Genomic DNA, 15171 nt, shown 5'->3' with positions numbered 1-15171 from the left:
CCATGGCCACTGTCCAGACCGCCCGCGGGCCCGTCGATGCCGCCAGCCTCGGCAAGGTCCTGATCCACGAGCACGTGTTCCTGATGGATATGGAATACACGCTCAATTACCGGCCGGACTTCTTCACCGAGGAGACGATCGACAGCGCCGCCGCGCGGCTCAACGAGATCAAGGCGCTGGGCTATGACACGATTGTCGATTTGACCGTCCTGGGCCTTGGCCGCCACGTTCCCAGCCTGCTGGCCGTGGCCGAGCGGACTGGGGTGAACATGATCCTTTCGACCGGGCTCTACACCTTCGATGCGGTGCCCGGTCCGTTCGAATTCCACGGCCCCGGCCTGCTGCTCGATGCGCCAGAGCCGATGGTGGACCTGTTCGTGCGCGACATTACCGTTGGCATGGCGGGCACTGCGGCAAAGGCCGGGATGCTCAAGTGTGCGATAGACAAGCAGGGGCTGCGGCCGGGGGTTGAGCGGGCGATGCGCGCCGTGGCCCAGGCGCACAGGGCAACCAGCACGCCGATCACCGTACACACCGCGCCGAAGGAGCATACCGGGCTTGAGGTGCAGCGCGTGCTGGCAGAGGAAGGGGCGGACCTTTCGCGCGTGGTCATCGGCCATTGCGGCGATACCACCGATGTCAATTACCTGCTGCGGCTGGCGGAAAAGGGCTCGCTGCTCGGCATGGACCGTTTCGGCGTCGATTTCGCCATCACCACGCAGGACCGCGTCGATACCATCGTCGAACTGGTGCGCCGGGGCCATGCCGGGCAACTGGCGCTGAGCCACGATTGCTGCATCGGCTGGTCGGACTTCTTCCCCCGCTTTGACGATTACCGGCGGGCCATGCCCAACCACCACTTGCGCCACATCCATGACGACGTGCTGCCCCTGCTGCGCGAGGCCGGGGTGAGCGAGGCGCAGATCGAGGCCATGTTCACGGCCAATCCGCTGCGGCTGTTCGCGGGCTGACTATTCGTTCAACGAGGCGATAACCTCGGGCGTGATGCCGGGCTTGCCGGCATCGCCCGCTAGGTATTCGGCATTCTTCTTCGCCACGAAGGCATCCGGATCGGCGGCATGCTCGCGATAGCTGTCCCAGCCTTCCTCGTGCGTGGGGATCAGGATCTTCCCGGCCTCCATTCCGTCCGACAGCACCCGCGCGGTTTCCTGCTGGCTCATGACGAACAGGTGGCTGCCCGGCGCGCGCATCACATAGTTTTCGCTGAATTCCTTCATGCCGGCAGTGGAGGTGGTCATCACCGGGCCGGGGATCAGGCAGCTGACCTTTACGCCCAGCGGCATGAGGTAGAGAGCAAGGTTCTCGCTCATCGAGATGACGCCTGCCTTGGCGGCGGCATAGTGCACGCGGCTGGCGGCGAAGGGATAGAAGCCGGCGAAGCTGGCGGTGTTGACGATATGGCCAGTGCCGCGTTCGATCATGCGCGGCACGATCACGTTGTTGGCGCGCACCATGCCGAACAGGTTGATATCGAACATGCGCTGCCATTCGCTCAGCGGAATGTCCTGCGGGTTGCCGCCCGAAAGGATGCCGGCATTGTTCATCAGGATGTCCAGCGGGCCGAGCGCCTGTTCGGCCGCATCGATGCAGGCAAGGACCGAAGCATCGTCGGCCACGTTGCAGGCGATGGCATGGGCCTCTGCCCCGGCATCGCGCAGCATGGCGGCGGTCTGCTGCGCGCCTGCCTCGTCGATATCGGCAACGGCCAGCCGCGCGCCGCGCCTTGCCCATTCCTGCGCCACGCGCCGCCCGATGTTCTGCCCCGCGCCGATGACCAGCGCAGCCTTGCCGGTGAATGTCGTCATCCGTGATCTCCCTGCCGCGGTTCTGGCCCGACAGGGGCGGCGGAGCAAAGCAAATTTGTCGCAAATTGTCGAAGGATCGTCATGGCGACTGGACGCTGGCTGCCGGTGCGTGTCATGCTGATTAAATAGACGGAGAGGAGAATAAACATGGGGAACTCACACCTGCGCCGGGCGCTGGCTGTAACCGCGCTGGCCGGCTGCGCCATGGCCGCGGCCCTGCCGGTCCATGCCGCAGAGCCCGCCGCGGCAGAGGCTGCGCCGGCGGCCGATCCCCTGTTCAAGGAACCCTACATCGATATCGACGAATGGCGCGATGCCCCGGTTCGCCATCGCTATGTCCACGGCGGTTTCAAGGGCACCGACGCGCGCTTCTCGTTCTACTTCCCGCCCAAGGAGCAGTACCAGGGGCGCTTCTTCCAGTACGTCACCCCCGTGCCCGACAGCGAGAACCTCGCGCCGACCAACGGCCTGAACCAGATCGGCTTCTCGATCGATTCGGGCGCCTATTTCGTCGAGACCAACAGCGGCGGCACCGGCGCCACGGCGGGCCCGGCCTTCAATGCCGATCCCACCATCGCCGCCTTCCGCGCCAATGCAGCTGCGGCCAATTTCTCGCGCAAGGTGGCCAACGAGATGTACGGGGCGGGCCGCGTCTATGGCTATCTCTACGGCGGTTCGGGCGGCGGCTATCGCACGCTGGGCTCGATGGAGAACACCAAGGGTGTGTGGGACGGGGCGGTGCCTTTCGTGCTCGGCTCGCCCATGGCCGTACCCAACAGTTTCTCCATCCGAATGCACGCCATGCGCGTGCTCAATGACAAGTTCCCGCAGATCATCGATGCGTTTGACGCCGGCGGCAGCGGCGATCCCTACAAGGGCCTCAATGCCGAGGAAGCCGCCGCGCTCAAGGAAGCGACGGCGATGGGCTTCCCGACCAAGGCGTGGTTCAACTACGACAAGTTCGGCGTCCACGCCTTCACTGCCGTTTATCAGGGCGTGGTCATGGGCGACCCCTCCTATTTCGAGGATTTCTGGACCAAGCCGGGATACCTCGGCTTCAATCCGCCCGAATCGCTGAAGAAGGCGCGGCTGCAATACGTCACCAAGGTGAAGACTTGGCTCGACGAGGATGCGGCCGTTGCCAAGGGGTTTGCCGATGTCCGCATTCCCGGCACGTCGCGCGGCACGGCCGAACTGGCATGGCAGCGCGTGATTGGCGACGGGTCGAAGCGGCCGGTCGGGCTCCAGCTCGAAGGCACGCCCCCCGATGTCGGGTTCCTTGGCGGCGACCTTTATGTCCTCTCGGGCGAGGCGAAGGGCAAGCGGCTCGCGCTGCGGGCGCTCAAGGGGGATGCGGTCACCCTCGGCGTGGTCGATCTGGCCACGCTCGCCAAGATCAAGCCGGGGGATGAGGTGCGGGTCGACAACTCGAACTTCCTCGCCGCGCAGACCTTCCACCGACACCAGGTGCCGGATGCCAGCTACAAGGTCTATGACCAGTTCCGCGGCCCCGATGGCAAGCCGATCTACCCGCAGCGCAAGATGCTGCTGGGCCCGATGTTCGCGCGTGGTGCCGCCGGGTCCGTGCCGACCGGTCACTTCAACGGCAAGATCATCACGGTGAACTCGCTGCTCGACCGCGAGGCGGTTCCCTGGCAGGCGGACTGGTACCGCCGCAAGTTCGACGAGCACTACGGGGCCGACGCATCGAACCGCTACCGCATCTGGTACACCGAAAACGCCCTCCACGGAGCGCAGCAGTACGTCGAGGATCCGACCCGGGTGGTCAATTACAACCCCGTGCTGGAACAGGCGCTGCGCGACGTTTCGGCCTGGGTGGAAAAGGGCACCGCTCCGCCGCAGAGCACCAATTACAAGGTGGTCGGCGGGCAGGTGGAGGTTGCGCCCAAGGCAACCGCGCGCGGCGGCGTGCAGCCGGTCGTTACCCTGAAGGCCAACGGCGCCGCCCGCGCCGTGGTGCGGCCCGGCCAGCCGGTGCAGTTCGTCTCCACCATTGCCGCCCCTCCGGGGACCGGCAAGGTCGTGGGCGCGGAATGGGACTTCGACGGATCGGGCAGATTTGCCGAGAAGGCGAACATCAAGGCGGCGGCGCAGACCGTGACGCTGACCGCCCGCCATGCTTTCGACAAGCCCGGCACCTACTTTGTCGCGCTGCGGGCCTATTCGCACCGCAAGGGCAACATGACCACGCCCTATGCCCGCATCCCCAACCTCGCGCGCGTGCGGGTGGTGGTGAAGTAACGCCTAGCGCACGGTAAAGCGCACCTGGTCCACCTTGCGCCCGCCTTCGTCGTGGAGCGCAAGCAGGTGGCTGCCCGGCAGCAGCGGAAGCTGCATTCCGTCGGGCACGCCGCTCAGGGTGCGTCCGTCGAGCGAGAGGCTATAGCCGACGGCCGACCCGGTGATGCTGACACCAAGCGACTGGCGTGCGGCCGGGATGTCCGGATCATAGGCATAGACCGATCCGGAAACCGGGTTGGCAATGCGCGGGCGGCGGGCGAAGGCGGGGGCCTCGGCAAGGGTCGCTTGCCCGGTGCCGGAAACGAACCATTCGCTGCGCGGCGGCTCGTTGCCCGTGGCAAAGCTGACCCGCATGGCCTCCACCCCCTTTGGCCGGGGCGGGGCCGCTCCGGGTTTTCCGGCATGAAGCGCCAGCATCACGTCGCGCCATACCGGGGCCGCGCCGCTGGTGCCGGAGACCGAGCGCATGGCGTCTCCTTCAAGGTTGCCCACCCAGACCGCCACGGTGAAGCGATCGGAAAAGCCGACGCACCAGTTGTCGCGCATGGCCTTTGAGGTACCGGTCTTGGCGGCAGCCCAGAACGGCAGGCGCAGCGCGGAATCGACGCCGAAGGTGCCGGCGCGGGCCGAGGGGTCGGACAGGATATCGGCCACGATCCACGCCGATGCCGGATCGAGCAGCTGGCGCGGCTCTGCGCCCGCCTCGTCCGTCCGCAGGCGCAGCGGCGACCAGCGCCCCTGGTTGGCCAGGGTGCGATAGGCATTGGCCTGTTCCATCAGCGTCACTTCCGCCGATCCCAGCGCCAGGCTGAAGCCGTAATAGGCGCCGTCGCCTTCAAGCCCGTTGTAGCCCAAATCCCACAGCCGGTCGCGAAAGTCCTGCACGCCATCCAGCAGCAGCGCGCGCACGGCGGGCACGTTCAGCGAATTGGCCAGCGCCCGGCGCACCGATACCGGCCCGAGAAAGGCGTTGTCGTAATTGCGCGGCACATAGAGCCCTGATGCCGTATCGAGCTGGACCGGGCTGTCATCGAGGATCGAGGCGGCAGTGAGCCACTTGCGCTCGATCAGCTGGGCATAAAGGAACGGCTTGAGCGTCGATCCCGCCTGTCGCGGTGCGTCCGCCCCGTCCACCGACGCGGCGGTCGAGCCGAGGCCGACGCCGCCGACATAGGCCAGCACCTCGCCGCTGGCATTGTCCACCACGATCACCGCGCCATCGCGCACGCGCGTGGGGCCAAGGCCCTGCAACTGCTGGCGCAGCGCCTGAACGGCAGCCTCCTGCACCTTGGGGTCGATGGTGGTGCGCACTTTCATGCCCGGCTCGATCAGCAGCTTGCCGGCGAGATGCGGGGCGCGGTCCGGGTCAAGCGCCTTGAGGCGGCCGGGGGCGCTGAGGTTCGAGGCGAGCGCCTCGATCGTGGCGCAATCGGCCTCGCCCAGCACGCGGCAGGCGCGGCGGGCAACGCGCGGTGCGGGAGCCGCCGGATCGGGCAGCAGCGCCGCCATCACCGCGGCCTCGCGCGGGTCCAGCCGGTCCGGTGCCTTGCCGAACAGCGTCAGCGCGCCGGCGGCCACGCCCTGCGTCTCGCCCCGGAACGGCGCGAGGTTGAGATAGGCTTCGAGGATATCGGGCTTCGACCACAGGCCCTCGATGGCCCAGGCGGCGCGCATCTGGCGCAGCTTGTCGATCCAGCCGCGCCGGCCCGGCCGGCCGAGATCGGGCGAGAGGAAGGCAGCCAGCTGCATGGTTATGGTTGAGGCACCGCGCGCCCGGCCGCCCTCGATCCGCGTGCGCAGCGACGATCCCAGCGCCAGCCAGTCCACCCCGCCGTGGCTGGCAAAGCGGCGGTCCTCCGCCCGGATCACCGCGCGGCGCAGCGGCTCGCCCATGGCATCCAGCTTCATCCACCCCAACCGCCGCATGGCAAAGTCCACGCGCACTTCGTCGAGCAGGTCGCCATTGCGGTCGTAAAGCCAGGCCTCGCTGGGCCGCCACTGGTCCCTGAGATCGGCGAAGGTGGGCACGGGCGGCGGCGTGGTGGCCACATAGAGCCATGCGAGGAAGCCCAGCGGCAGCGAAAGCAGCACGCGCTTCCAGCCCGTGCGCCGCAACCATGGCCAGGCCGTTCCCCGCAACCAGCCACCGGCACGCCGGACATACGGCCACAGCGCATCCTCGATGCGCGCAACCCAGCCGATCAGCGCGGAGGCAAGGCTCTTCAGCTTCCCCACACCGTCATCGCTCCCACCGGCAGCTGCGCCCGGATGGACGGGGCATACATCGCCTCAACCCGCGCCGGGGGCAGGGTGAACTGGCCCGAACCGTTCAGCCGTACGGTATATTCCACCGTGGTCGTGCCGCGTGGCAGCCAGTCGAAATAGGCGCGCCAGCTGTCCTTCTGGTTTTCGACATAGGCAGGATAAGCGCCTTCGCTGGCCCGGCCTTCATCCTTGCGCGCCAGAGCCGATTGCCCGCCAAGGCCCGACATGACGGTGGCACCCGGGGGCAGGGGATCGGCCAGAACCACCCAGTTCCGGTCTGCCGTTGCCGTGATGGACAGCTTCACGCGCACCACGTCGCCCGCGCTCAGCCTGCCCTTCTCGCGCGCCGAAACCACGGTCACTTCTCGGGCAAGGCGATAGCCGGCCATCAGCGGTTCCTTCAGCGGCACGGCGGCGCGCACGGTGACGCTGGCCCAGGGCCCCGCGCCGCCGCTTTGCGTCATGGCCAGCGGGCCGGTAACGAGCGGCAGGCGCAGCGGCTGCGGATCGGCGGCGCGCGGCCACTTCGCCTCCAGCGTCTTGCCGCCCAGCGCCAGCCGGGTCGTGCCGGCAATCGCCGTTGCCGGGTAAAGCGCGGCAAAGCGGCGGACCACCACCGAACCCCAGGCATTGGCAAGCGTCGTGTCCCAGTGGCCCTTCTGCTGGCGGCTGGCCAGGCCCACCATCAGGCGCGGCGCTTCGGCCTGCCAGCCGGGCTTGCCCAGCGTGGCATCGAGCACCTTGATCGCCATCTCGTCGGCGCTGACCATCATCCACCAGGGCGCGCGGGCGCTGTCGGACAGGTCGAGCCGCGTGCCTTCATAGACCAGCCGCTTTCGCAGTTCGCCCTCGGCCGCGGCCTTGAGCATCGCCGCCTTCGGTGCCTTCGGCAGGCGGTCCAGCGCCGCGATCCAGTCAGCCAGGGTGCCGGTGGGCATCTGCGCCGGAACCATGTCGATGCGGGCGACAAGCCCCGGTTCGGCTGCCCCGGCGCGGGCAAGGGCAGATAGCGCGGCGATCTTCACCAGCCGTTCGTCGGCGGCAAAGGGCCGGTCGCGGCTGACCCGGCCTTCGATCACGCCCTTCAGGGCCGCGACCATGCGGGCGCGGGTCGCCTCGGGGATCTTGAGGTCCGCAGCGGCGGTGATGGCCAGCACATAGGCGGTCAGCTCGGTCGACCCGCGCATTTCCGCCGACGGGAAATAGCGCAGCAGGCCATCGCCATCGAGATAGCTGGGCATGGCCGAGGCGAGGCTTTCCCAGGCGGCGGCATCGCCGGTGGCGACGATGCGGCTGAGCCGCTGCTCGAAGCAGGTCCACGGATAGAGCAGCATGTAGTCGCGAACACCGCCCAGTGGCGGGGCGAGGCTGTCGCTCAGCGCCACATCGACAAAGCCGCCCGGCAAGGCCCCCTGCGGCACCATGATCGCCGGTGGTTCGCCCTCGCCCACGCGGTAGAGGCCGGCGGCCCAGACCTCGACGGGCACGGCAGGCGCAACCTCCTGCATGGCGACCACGGTATCGCGGAACTTGCCGTCCTTGCTCCTCGCCTCGACCGTCCACTTGAGCGAGCCGGGTTCTGCCGGGGCGGCGACGGTCCACTGCACCCGGCTGGCGCCGCCTGCCGGAATGGTCACGGTGCGGGCATCGTCGGCAGAGATGCCGCCTTCGACCCGCGGTCTTGCGGTCACGGTCATCGGCTTGTCAGAGCCGTTGCGCAGGGTGAACACCGCGTCGAAGCGATCGCCGGTGCGGACCAGTGGCGGCAGGCCGGGATAGACTGCCAAGTCCTGCCGGGTGCGGATCGCCGTTTCGCCGGTGCCGAACAGCTGCGCGCCATCGGTGGCGATGGCAACCAGCCGGAAGCGGGTGAGCGCATCGGACAGCGGCACTTCGACCACCGCCTCGCCCCGCGAATCCAGCGCGACCCTGCCCTTCCACAGCAATACCGGCTGGAAGTTCTCGCGGTTGACGCCTGAGGCATCGCCGCCGCCGCCGCCCGCTGCCACGGCCTTCTTGCCATAATGCCGCTTGCCCACGACCTGCATCTGCGCGGTCGATGTCGCCACCTCAAGGCTGCGTTCGCCCATCATGGCATCGAGCAGCTTCCAGGAATCGTTGGGCATCAGTTGCAGCAGCGCTTCGTCAACCGCCACGAAGGCCAGGTCGGCGCTTGGCGCGCCCTTGCCGGAGGGATCGCGCACCGCAACCTTCACCCGCGCCGTTTCGCGCACGGCGTAGGCTTCCTTCTCGGCCTTGACCTCGACCGCCAGCTTGTGGGCTTCCCAGCCGACTTTCAGCTGGGTCATGCCGATGCGGTAGCTCGGCTTGGCAAGGTCCACCGTCGCGGTGGGCAATACGCCACCGGCGGTATAGGGGATGCCCAGCTTCTGCGCCATTTCCGCCAGCCAGGGCCGCGCCCCCGTAACCCGCCCGCGCACGGCCATGACCGAGACGTAGACATTGGGCGCGTAGGAGCCCGGCATCTTCACCTCGATCACCGGGTCCTTGCCGGACAGTTCGGTAACATAGCTGGAAAGCACGCCCTCGCGCTCCACAGTGACCAGCGCGGTCGCCTCGCGATAGGGCATGCGAACCTGCAGGCGCGCGGTTTCGCCGGCGGCATAGGCGGTCTTTTCGGGGATCACGTCCATGCGATCGCCATTGTCGCCGCCGAACCACCAGTCATCCTCGCCCGCCAGCCAGACCGAGCGGACCGAGCGGGCCACGCGGCCGTCGCGGTCGGTGGTAGTGGCCACCACGGTAACTTCGCCGGAAACCCCGGCATCGATCACGCAGTCGGCGCGTCCCTGGGCATTGGTCGATCCGGTGCATCCGGCGGAAAGCCGCTCCACCTTCTGCTGGTTGTCATAGGCATAGAAGCCGCCGATCAGCCGCCGCCGCGCGGTGATGGTCTGCTTCGAGAACAGCTCCACCTTGACCATCTGGCCCGTGAGCGGCCTGTCCGAAAGGTCAAGCGCGATGAAATTGAGCCTGAGGTCGCTCGATCGCATCATCCAGCCATCGGTCTTCATGCCAAGCTGGACGGCGCTGGGGTACAGCACGATCCGCCGGCCCGCCGTCAGCGTTTCGCCGTTGGCGTCCGGGTAGTCCATCTCCACCGATAGTGCGACCGGCTGGTTGATCGGTGCGCTGACGTCCACCGCCGTCTTCGCCGTGCCATCGGCGCCAAGCGTGGCGGGAAGGGTCTGCGAATAGGGAAGGGGATCGGTAACCTCGCCCTCGCCCTCGATCGACATCGGGCGAACGCCTTCCTTCACCTCGGCCCCGCCGAAGTCATAGGCTTCCCAACCCCTGGGGCTGCGGCTTGTCGCCTCGAACTCGGTGCGCAGGGTAACGGGCAGCTGGCCCGCACCGCCGCCGGATAGGTAGCCGACGAACAGCGAAAGCGGCACGGCGCGCGGCTGGACGAGCGGCTGGTCCGGGCCGGTGACCGAGGCACGCATGGTCGGCAGGCGGTATTCGTCCACCCGCACGTCCTGCATGGAATAGATCGTGCGACCCTCCACCTCGAAACGCAGCGAATAGGTGCCGAGCGGCGCGCCCTGCGGCACGGCCCAGCTGTTCTCGCCCGAGCCCATGGCATCGATGGTGACCGGCTGGGAGAATTCGGTCTCCGAGCCGTTGTGGCGCAGCACGAACTTGCCCGAAAAGCCCTTGGCAAAGGCAAAGCCGGGGCCAATCGGCTTGCGCAGCACGTGCTTGAAGTTGACCGTTTCGCCCACGCGCACCAGCGCGCGGTCCATGATGGTGTGGATGATCTCGCTATTGGCGCTCGCGCCGAAGGAGAGGTCGAAATCGTAAGGCGAAATGCCGTCGTTCCAGGTGGTGAGGGTGAAGCTCATGTCACCGGCCGCGCGGGCGGAAACCATCAGCGGATGGCTCTGGTCTTCCTCGCAGCCACCGCCGGTATCGGGCTCGGGCAGGTTGCCGCGCACCAGCAGGGTGCCGTCGCGGCCGGTCGTGCCGGTGGCGATCTGGGCGCCGGTGCACGAATCGCTTACCCGCACCGCAGCCCCGGCCACCGGCTTGCCGCCCGACAGGCTGGTGACCCAGACGAGCGAGCTTTCGCGGCCCCACTTGAAATGCACCGCCATGTCGGTGACCAGCGCCGCCGCCGGGACATAGCGCGGCACGTTGCGGCCCAGCAGCGCGCGGCCCAGCGCCGGGCTGGCGAATTCGACCACGTGGAAGCCGCGCTGCTTCACCGGCACGCCGATCACCTCGAAGTCCTTGCCCTTGCCGGGCAGCGGCAGCCTGATCGCCGCGCCTTCCGCCGGGCGCAGCAGGGGCTTTTCGCCGGTGCGGTTGATGGCCCTGGTCGATCCGTCCTTCTGGTCGATATATTCGTAATTGCGCCGCGTCGCGTCCTTCAGGCGGCGCAGCCACTGGGCGATGACGCGATCATCGTCGGCGATCCGTGCCGAGCGCCCGTCGATGGCCGTGGCCTTGCCGATGAGGTCCGGCTCCACCGCGCGCACGGTTGCCGGCAGCAGCCCTTCGCTCGCCTCGACAATGCCGAACTCGGCGGCGAACTTCACCAGCGGCGGCATGGCATCGAAGCGCACCGCCAGGGGGAAGCGCGCCGCATTGGACAGGCGGCGCCCGGAAAGGTCGATGATGTCGGCCGGCAGGATCACCTGCGCGACGCTGCCGGCGGGGAAGGGGCCGGTGAACTGAAGGTCGGAAAGCTGGGCATCGCCGCGGCTGTCGGGATCGATCCGGGGGGAGAATTCGGTGCCGTCCGCCATCCGCAGCCGCACTGCCAGCGCCTTTGCCCGGTCGATCGGGGCGGTGAAGCGGACCCAGGCCGGGGTGATCGGGTTGCACCCGGCGGCCGCATTGATGCGCCCGCAATCGAAGCTGGCGGCAAAGGCCTTGCGCACGGTGTAGTCGAAGCGCTGGTCGGTCCCCGCCAGCTTGCCGCCCTTGCCGCTGATTGTCTTGGGCCAGACCAGCGCCATGTCGCGTTCGGGCGGCAGCGGGCGGCGGCACTTCAGTGCGGTCACGTTGGACAAGGCCTGCACGCGCAGCCGGGCATCGGCAGGCAGGCGGGTGGGCAGGCCGGCTTCCTCAAGGAAATTGCGCCGGGTCCAGTTATCCTCGCCCAGCCCGTCAAGCACCTTGCCCGCCGTGTCGGCCGGGAGCACGTCTACCGCGCCCGCCTCGCCGATGCCGTCCACCGCGCAGCTTGCGCGGGCGGCGACCGATGCGGGATCGGCCCAGACATTGGTGGCGACGAGGAACACCTGGTCCTCGTCGATATCGCCGTCGCTGCCGGGGGCGAGCACGGCGCGAACCGAGGGGCCGCCGGTGTCGATGGGGTAGGAGCCCGGCCCGCCCACCGAAAGCCCGCGCAGGGTGGTCAGCCGGTCGCGCAGCTGAACCTTGCAGGAAAGCCCGCCCGGCAGGGGACGTTCGAAATCGAGCACGAAGGTCTGCTGGTCCACCCAGCGGCCGGTGGCGGGCACCGGGCAGTCGCTGGTCGCCGCCGGCCTGGCCCGCGGATCGCCCAGCGGCACCATCGGTTCGGAAAAGCGCAGGGTAAAGCGCTCCACCGCGCCGCCGGCACCGCCGCCGGTGCCCATCGTCGCCAGGACGACCTGCGGCGCAGTATCGCTGTGCGCTGCAAAGGGCAGGGTTGCGATGGCAATCAGCGAAAGGATCCAGCGGGCGCGCATCAGTAGTCCCCCAGGGTACGAGGTGATTCGAAGGCTACCCTTCCCCATTCGCGGGGCGCTGTCCACGCCCGCGCATGGGGGCAGAGGTGAAATTTCCTGTCAGGAATTGTCCATGCAATTCAACCGGAAGCCCCGGCCGCTGCCATGGGCCGCCGGTTACAGCACGCCCAGGTGCTTGCCGGCGAAGATCAGCACCATCGATCCGATGATCGAGGCGATCCAGCCGCCGCGGCTGAAGCTCTGCTGCCCGCGGCTGGTGACGAAGCCGGCCAGCAGCGATCCCAGGATGCCGATCAGCGTGGTCTTGAAGAAGCCGATGTCGGTATTGCCGATGTAGAACAGCTTGGCCAGCACGCCGACGACGAGGCCGGAAATGATGTAGGAAATGGCATTGATCATGGCCCGATTCTCCCTTGCGGGGGCGACCCCCCATGGTTCCCTGAGGCAAGGGCTAACCCGCTTCGACCGGTCCGGCAATGCGCATTCGCGGGCCGGTTGCGGGCAAGGCGCGGACAAGTGCCGATTCAATCCGGCGCAAGCAGGACTCGCTTCGTCGATGTGGAGAAAAAAATATTCCCCGCGCACTTTGACTCTTGCGCGCCTCGCCAGCCGAGGATTTCCCGCGCGTCGCTGCAATGCAGAAAGTTTGCGCCGCCCGTCTCCATCCACAGCCCGCTGGTTAGTTCCGGATTTACCCTCTTGAACCTGAAACTGGTTGAGGCACTATCGATAGTGGTCCGGTACGCAGGGGGACCCACTAGACCTAGTTTCAGCCCAAGGCCGCCGATTCCGGCGAAAGGGGGCGGATTCGGTCTGGCAGTGGCCTGAAGTTGACGGATCGGGGGACAAGTCAGGGGAAAAACTTTCCCTTTTTGTTCTCCTCAATGGTGAGCGCGACTGGTAGGAAGGGATCAAGCCTTCCGATTCGGTCGCCGGCGAAATTTTCGGCTGCCGTGGCAGCCAGCGATTGGAACGGGGGCAGGCAAGGTGGATTTCAGGAACGGAGATGGGTCCGTGTCGGACGGTGATGTTGAAGTGACCGACCTGGCAAGCGCGCCATCCGAAGCAAAGGAGGCGGGTTCACACCCGGCCGTACCCATGGCGGACAAGAGCGATAGGGGCAGCGAAGCCCTGGTTGAAGCGGTCGAGATCGACAAGCTCGGTGCCGAGGCGATGGCCGGCGCGGTGAAGGCCGTTTCGCAGGCGGCGAAGAAGGCGAAGGAGGATTCCAAGTCCGTCCAGCCGCGCCGCTTCACCATCGTCACCGATGACAGCCGCGATGCCCTGCTGACCGACTTCGGCAAGGACACGCTGGACGATCGCTACCTGCTGCCGGGCGAAAAGTACCAGGATCTCTTCGCGCGCGTTGCCGATGCCTATTCGGACGATCAGGATCACGCCCAGCGCATCTACGATTACGTATCGAAGCTGTGGTTCATGCCGGCAACGCCGGTGCTGTCGAACGGCGGCACCGGGCGCGGCCTGCCGATCTCGTGCTATCTCAACTCGGTCGATGACAGCCTCGAAGGCATCGTCAACACCTGGAACGAGAACGTCTGGCTGGCCAGCAAGGGCGGCGGCATCGGCACCTACTGGGGCAATGTCCGCGGCATCGGCGAACCGGTCGGCCTCAACGGCAAGACCAGCGGCATCATCCCCTTCGTCCGCGTGATGGACAGCCTTACGCTGGCGATTTCGCAGGGCTCGCTGCGCCGCGGCTCGGCGGCCTGCTACCTCGATGTCTCGCACCCCGAGATCGAGGAGTTCCTCGAAATCCGCAAGCCTTCGGGCGATTTCAACCGCAAGGCGCTCAACCTGCACCACGGCGTGCTGGTGACCGACGAATTCATGGAAGCCGTTCGCGACGGGCGCGAATTCAACCTGCGCAGCCCCAAGGACGGTTCGGTGCGCGGCACGGTCGATGCCCGCAGCCTGTTCCAGAAGCTGGTTGAAAACCGCCTCGCCACGGGTGAGCCCTATATCGTCTTCTCCGATACCGTGAACCGCATGATGCCCAAGCATCACCGCGATCTCGGGCTGAAGGTCTCCACCTCGAACCTCTGTTCGGAAATCACCCTGCCCACGGGCCGCGACCATCTGGGCAACGATCGCACGGCGGTGTGCTGCCTGTCCTCGCTCAACCTGGAAACCTGGGAAGAGTGGCAGGGCGACGAACGCTTCATCGAGGACGTGCTGCGCTTCCTCGACAACGTGCTGCAGGACTATATCGACCGTGCCCCGGACGAGATGGCCCGCGCCAAGTATTCCGCCGCGCGCGAACGCTCGGTCGGCATGGGGGTGATGGGCTATCACTCCTACCTGCAGAAGAAAGGCATCGCCTTCGAAAGCGCGATGGCCAAGGCGCTCAACCTCAAGATGTTCAAGCACATCGCGGCAAAGGCGGACGAGGCTTCGCTCCTCCTCGCGCAGGAACGCGGTGCTTGCCCGGATGCGGCGGACATGGGCGTGATGCAGCGCTTTTCCTGCAAGATGGCCATCGCGCCGACCGCGTCGATCTCGATCATCTGCGGCGGCACCTCGGCCTGCATCGAGCCGATCCCGGCGAACATCTACACGCACAAGACCCTGTCGGGCTCGTTCGTGGTGAAGAACCCCTACCTGGAAAAGCTGCTCCAGTCGAAGTCGAAGGATTCGACCAATGTCTGGAACTCGATCCTCGAACACGGCGGTTCGGTCCAGCATCTCGACTTCCTGTCGCAGCAGGAGAAGGACGTTTACAAGACCTCCTTCGAGATCGACCAGCGCTGGCTGCTCGAATTCGCGGCAGACCGCACCCCCTACATCGACCAGGCCCAGTCGCTGAACCTCTATATCCCGGCCGATGTCGACAAGTGGGACCTGATGATGCTGCACTACCAGGCTTGGGAAAAGGGCATCAAGTCGCTCTATTACCTGCGCTCCAAGTCGGTGCAGCGTGCGGGCTTCGCTGGCGGGGTGGAGGCGGACAATACCGCCGCTCCGGCCCAGTACCAGATGGAAGCCAAGCAGACCGATTACGAGGAATGCCTGGCCTGCCAGTGATGGGCCAGGCCGCTTCCCCGGTTACACTTTGCGACACGGCAGGCCTTGCGCCGCCGGCAACCTTCGGCTTGTTG

7 protein-coding genes are annotated in these 15171 nt (G+C 67.0%); 3 read left to right on the top strand and 4 right to left on the bottom strand.

Annotated elements, in window-relative coordinates:
* The first annotated feature begins 2 nt into the window (after positions 1-2).
* Positions 3-971: a phosphotriesterase gene (locus C0V78_RS08550; RefSeq protein ID WP_101797330.1), complete on the top strand. Its 969-nt coding sequence runs from the start codon at positions 3-5 to the stop codon at positions 969-971.
* Here C0V78_RS08550 and C0V78_RS08545 read toward each other — a convergent pair whose 3' ends face one another.
* Positions 972-1826, bottom strand: a complete 855-nt coding sequence (locus tag C0V78_RS08545; protein WP_101797329.1) for an SDR family oxidoreductase — start codon at positions 1824-1826, stop codon at positions 972-974. It abuts the gene before it with no gap.
* A 147-nt stretch (positions 1827-1973) separates the two neighbouring features.
* Here C0V78_RS08545 and C0V78_RS08540 point away from each other — a divergent pair, with 147 nt between their 5' ends.
* Positions 1974-4088, top strand: coding sequence for a PKD domain-containing protein (locus C0V78_RS08540; RefSeq protein WP_254049863.1), 2115 nt, complete (start codon positions 1974-1976; stop codon positions 4086-4088).
* A 3-nt stretch (positions 4089-4091) separates the two neighbouring features.
* Here the strand turns inward: C0V78_RS08540 and pbpC are convergent, their stop codons facing one another.
* The 3 genes from pbpC to C0V78_RS08525 all read right to left on the bottom strand — a co-directional run bounded on the left by pbpC (position 4092) and on the right by C0V78_RS08525 (position 12454).
* Entirely contained in the window at positions 4092-6179 is a 2088-nt protein-coding gene (gene pbpC / locus C0V78_RS08535) for a penicillin-binding protein 1C (RefSeq protein WP_254049939.1), read from the bottom strand.
* A 131-nt stretch (positions 6180-6310) separates the two neighbouring features.
* Positions 6311-12055 carry an alpha-2-macroglobulin gene (locus C0V78_RS08530; RefSeq protein WP_101797328.1) on the bottom strand — a complete coding sequence of 1915 codons (5745 nt, stop codon included), beginning with the start codon at positions 12053-12055 and terminating at the stop codon, positions 6311-6313.
* A gap of 156 nt (positions 12056-12211) precedes the next feature.
* Positions 12212-12454 carry a GlsB/YeaQ/YmgE family stress response membrane protein gene (locus C0V78_RS08525; RefSeq protein ID WP_101797327.1) on the bottom strand — a complete coding sequence of 81 codons (243 nt, stop codon included), beginning with the start codon at positions 12452-12454 and terminating at the stop codon, positions 12212-12214.
* 699 nt (positions 12455-13153) lie between these two features.
* Here C0V78_RS08525 and C0V78_RS08520 point away from each other — a divergent pair.
* On the top strand, positions 13154-15097 hold the full coding sequence (locus C0V78_RS08520) for a ribonucleoside-diphosphate reductase subunit alpha (protein ID WP_371514441.1): 1944 nt from the start codon (positions 13154-13156) through the stop codon (positions 15095-15097).
* Positions 15098-15171: the final 74 nt, after the last annotated feature.

It is taken from the genome of Novosphingobium sp. TH158, assembly GCF_002855555.1.
GTDB lineage: Bacteria > Pseudomonadota > Alphaproteobacteria > Sphingomonadales > Sphingomonadaceae > Novosphingobium.
The sequence above is the reverse complement of the archived record's forward strand: the minus strand, read 5'-3'. Positions and strand labels throughout refer to the sequence as shown.

What these genes read in the sequence shown, in the direction of transcription:
- C0V78_RS08550 (WP_101797330.1), top strand. Translation starts at nt 3, where the DNA reads ATGGCCACTGTCCAGACCGCCCGCGGGCCCGTCGATGCCGCCAGCCTC.
- C0V78_RS08545 (WP_101797329.1), bottom strand. Translation starts at nt 1,826, where the DNA reads ATGACGACATTCACCGGCAAGGCTGCGCTGGTCATCGGCGCGGGGCAG.
- C0V78_RS08540 (WP_254049863.1), top strand. Translation starts at nt 1,974, where the DNA reads ATGGGGAACTCACACCTGCGCCGGGCGCTGGCTGTAACCGCGCTGGCC.
- C0V78_RS08530 (WP_101797328.1), bottom strand. Translation starts at nt 12,055, where the DNA reads ATGCGCGCCCGCTGGATCCTTTCGCTGATTGCCATCGCAACCCTGCCC.
- C0V78_RS08525 (WP_101797327.1), bottom strand. Translation starts at nt 12,454, where the DNA reads ATGATCAATGCCATTTCCTACATCATTTCCGGCCTCGTCGTCGGCGTG.
- C0V78_RS08520 (WP_371514441.1), top strand. Translation starts at nt 13,154, where the DNA reads ATGGCGGACAAGAGCGATAGGGGCAGCGAAGCCCTGGTTGAAGCGGTC.